Consider the following 4,437-nt stretch of genomic DNA (forward strand, 5'->3'; position numbering starts at 1 on the left):
CTCCTCTAGTTCCTTAATAAAACCCGCATTTATCCTATTGAATTCAAAGCGAATTTTTCTACCAGTATTGTTTTTACTGATTCTTGCATACTTATCTTTGTTATCAAAAGTAATAAGATCACTTGTTTCCCATTTTGTGGAATAAGTTTTTTCACAAACACTTTCCACAGATTGTGTGATTTTTTCCATTACAACTTTTTGAGCAACCTGGAGATCTCCAATGTCTAAATCTTTTGTTTCCTCTTTAACATTATCTATTACTTCATCTAAAGGAAATAGATTTTTTTGCACATATTTCTGTAAACGAGACAAGCGACTATAATAGGAGTTCGGGATTCCTTCATAATCCGGGAATAAAGAGATCAATGTTTCGTCAATACGGGCCGCCTGGATTCTTTTGGCTACCGATACATGACTAATCCCAAGATATGCTGCGAGTTCTTCATTAGTAGAAAATCCTTTTTCTTCCATTTTTTTGATAAATTGAAACCCAACTTCTCTATATGAAAATTTTCGAGATGTTTGTGCTGCGGATATAATTGAATTTATATCATCTTCGGTTAGTTCATCCGGAAGAACCCACAGGGGGAGATCCTTTTCTGCCTTTATACAGCAGAAACGTCTGCGACTTCCTTCTATTAATAAATAAACCCCATCTCTTTTTACAGCGATCCCTTCGGTATCGACCCCTCTTTCTTCAATCTGCTTAAGAATATCTCTAACAGAATAATCTGTAAGGGCTTCTTGATTTCGTGGGTTCGCTGGATGGACTAAGGTCTCCTTCTCCACTCTCTGGGCTGGAACAATCACATGTTCCGCTTCAAGTCTCCGGCCCTTATGAAGAGTGAATAACTTTTTTATGCGAGGTGCTGTTTTCAAACCCGCAAGACCTGAACGGTGACCGACTTCTGTCCGCTTTGGTGCGTTTAAATATCGAGATTTATCATTCCCGATATGTTGCTCATCGCTCATGCGTTAACTCCTTGCTTAGCTGAAAAACTTTTTATTTCATTTATAAATTGCTGATATACCTGTAATACAGATTCTTCTGCGACATCAAGCTGCTTTGCGGAACAAAGTTCCTCTGATTTTTTGATATCAAGCACTGTACGCCCTTTGGAAGCAGCTGCCTTAAATGCTTCAGAATTTTTTATGTTAGCGGACATCAAAAGGTCCTGAACAGTTCTGATTAATTTATCCAAAACTATTCTTTCATATGGACTTTTGTCATCTACATTGACAGCAAGAACTTTGAACCATTTTAAATTGTCGCCCTTACTTGGTGATTGTTTAAACCTTTCACTTATTGTAAGCATGAAGTCTGTAGTAGAGGCGTAATCATATTCACGTGGTGACACTGCGACAAGAATCCCATCGGCCGCTTCGTCAGCAGCCCAGATCAAAGGTGAATCTTCAGGTGGAGTGTCTATAATAATCAAATCATAGTTCTGCTTCAGTACCGGTAAGATAACTTCCTTGAAACGTAGTAACAAAGACGTACGTTCTTCTCTAGAACATTGCCAGTATTTATCTTTAAAACGAGCATCTGTCGGAAAAGCCGTTATTACGTCCAAGTTTGGCAGATGCGTTGAAAAAGGCATATTAGTGATGATTTCTTCTTCAGAGAATCCTGAATCTAAATATTTTTTATACTCAGAATTTTCTTCATAAATTCCAAGGATTGCATCAATTGCTGTAAGGAAGACATCATCTTCTGAGACACTTTGAATCATGCTGCTTCCAATCGAACCTTGTGGGTCCCATTCGATCATTAATACACGTGCATTGAGTTGTAGATCTAAAGCAGCTGCTACTGCTAAAGCTACAGATGTAGTGCTTTTCCCTGTACCGCCTTTATGATTCTGAGTAACAATAGCTCTGCTAAAGTAATGATCGCGGTACTTGGGATAACCCAGGGCATCCATTATTTTTTGAACATCCCAGCGGGTGTAAAGATGATTTTTGTTTTGATAAATAGGTGCACCAACAAGTTCTTTTTCTTCTAAGTCCGAAAGTATTTTATTGAACGTTACTCGTGACTTCCCAAAAAAATCAGAGAGATTTTTTTTATTCAAACAGTGGTTATAGATCAGTCTATCAACACCATCAACACTATCATCAGAAACAGATACTCTTGATGAAGCCATCAGAGATTCCTTTAGAGAAATCTGCTCGCTTTTCATGCGCTGACCAACGAGGGCGATCTTTTCAAGTAAATTCATGGTTATGACCTTTTTGCACTGAAAACCGACTTTTACGCATATATGTAAACTTTACGTATAATGCGTCCATTTCCTTGTTATGCGTACAATTCTATCCTTAGTTTCAATCTTAAGCTAATGTTTGTTTACTTTTTTATGATTTTTTGTGAGCTTAACTTGCAGATGTGAGCTCAGACTCTCTAGTCCATACCTAATGCACAACCTGTTTAAACCACGATTCTTGTCTCCTTCTCTACGCTTTGAAGTTAAGAGCTCCATTAATGAATCTTCACGCCTACCCTATTTCTTGCTTAGACCCTAAAATCTATCTCACCGGTGTGCTGATATACGTTTCCTAACTGTGAACCGTTGTCGTCAGTCCAGTCTAAAGATATGAGGTGTTAATCTCTTGAGGAGGCACACTACGAATTATGGGAGCAGAGTTAGCAACCTCACCCCGAAATGAAACCCAACTTAAGGAGGCAACCCCAGTGTGGAGATTAAGGGGGTTAAATCTGCCAGCGGCTGACAGTGTCCCAGCTGCTGCTCAGTCACACCACGCCCTGATTTAATCCCCTGCCCGGTATTGTAATGACCGAAAAAAACCCGTGCACTGGTGTCGGCAGACCGGCATGCATGAATATGACGTTAATCTGTATCAGCAGGCACTTTTCGCATAATGGGAGCAAGTGATAGCAACGCCGCCCAGAACGGAATGCCAACATCAGGACTGAACCCAAGTTTGGCGATTAAGGGGGTTAAATTTGCAAGCGGATGACAGTGCCCCCAGCTGCTGCTCAGTCACACCACGCTTGATTAAATCTCTCGCCAGGTCTTGTTTTGACCGAAAATAGCCCAAGCACTGATGTCGGCAGACTGGCATATAGGAATATGACGTTAATCTGTATCAGCAGGTACATTTCGCATTATGTGAGCAAGTGATAGCAACCCAGCCCGGAACTGAAGGCCAGCATGAGGACAGAACCCCAGTTTGGCGATTAAGGGGGTTAAATCTCACAGCGGCTGACAGTGCCTTCAGATGCTGCTCAGGCATACTACTCTCCCTGATATAATCTCCCATATGTTCTTGAGATCGTCGGAAATCGCCCATGCACCGGTGTCGGCAGACCGGTATGCAGTAATGTGAATTTAATCTGCATCATCAAGCACATTTCGTATTATGGAAGTAAGTGTTAGTAAACCAAAGCCCGCCCAGAACGGAAGGTCAACATCAGAACAGAATCCCAGTTTGGCGATTAAGGGTGTTAAATCTGCAAGCTGCTGACAGTGCCCCAGTTGCTGCTCAGTCACACCACGCCCTGATAGAATCTCCTGCCCGGAAATGTGATGACCGAAAAAAGCCCGTGCACTGGTGTCGGCAGACCGGCACGCAGGAATATGACGTTAATCTGTATCAGGAGGCACATTTCGCATTATGGGAGCAAGCGATAGCAACCCAAGCCCAGAACTGAAGGCCAGCATCAGGACAGAACCCCAGTATGGCGATTAAGGGGGTTAAATCCGCCAGTGGCAATAAGATCCCGAGCGGTGTTTAAGAAATATTTCCCGAAGGACAATCTTCCGCTCGTACGATGAATATAGTGTTCAACCCGGGAGAGGGATCACTTAACCTGCTTAGCCTAAATCTTACGTCATTCTCTAAACGGAGTTTAAGCTTAATGGTCCTGAGAAAGTTAAAAGGACTACCCATAATGACGGTTTGAGATGGCGAATAAGGGTTTTTTCTGCCAGCGGCTGACATTGCCCCAGCTTCTGCTCAGTCACACCACGCCTGATTAAATCTTCCGCCAGGTCTTGTTATGACCGAAAATTGTCCGTGCACTAGAGTCGTAAGACCTGCATACAGGAATGAGGCGTAAATCTTTATCAGGTGGCAAGGTTCGCATCATGGGAGCAAGGGTCTTGAACTGGAGGTTAACATCATAAAATCCCAGATTGGCGATTAAGGGTGTTAAATCTGACAGCGACTGAAAGTGCCTTCAGATGCTGCTCAGGTATATTACACCCTGAAAAAATCAAGCATCTGTGCTTGCGAATATCGGAAAAGGCCATGCACCGGTGTCGGCAGACCGGCATGGGCAATGAGACGTTAATCTGTATCAGCTGGCGCATTTCGTATCATGGGAACAAGTGTTAGCAACCCTCTCCAGGACGGAAGGACACTATCAGGACTGATCCCAGTTTGGCGATTAAGGGGGTTAAATCTGCCAGCGGC

General features: G+C 42.6%; 3 protein-coding genes. All 3 read right to left on the reverse strand.

Features of this window, described 5'->3' with window-relative positions; translation table 11 throughout:
• Positions 1–972 (reverse strand): ParB family protein (locus tag ACNQ0W_RS22810; RefSeq protein ID WP_417933257.1); only part of this gene is annotated, 972 nt, incomplete at its 3' end.
• Positions 969–2,222, reverse strand: a complete 1,254-nt coding sequence (locus ACNQ0W_RS22815) for a ParA family protein (RefSeq protein WP_001050364.1) — start codon at positions 2,220–2,222, stop codon at positions 969–971. The genes ACNQ0W_RS22810 and ACNQ0W_RS22815, both read right to left, overlap by 4 nt.
• A 1,128-nt stretch (positions 2,223–3,350) precedes the next feature.
• The gene (locus ACNQ0W_RS22820; RefSeq protein WP_001371949.1) at positions 3,351–3,512 is read right to left on the reverse strand and encodes a hypothetical protein; all 162 of its coding nucleotides are present in this window, start codon (positions 3,510–3,512) and stop codon (positions 3,351–3,353) included.
• Positions 3,513–4,437: the final 925 nt, after the last annotated feature.

It is taken from the genome of Enterobacter cloacae complex sp. 6730903 (assembly GCF_048283985.1).
GTDB classification, from domain to species: domain Bacteria; phylum Pseudomonadota; class Gammaproteobacteria; order Enterobacterales; family Enterobacteriaceae; genus Enterobacter; species Enterobacter hormaechei_C.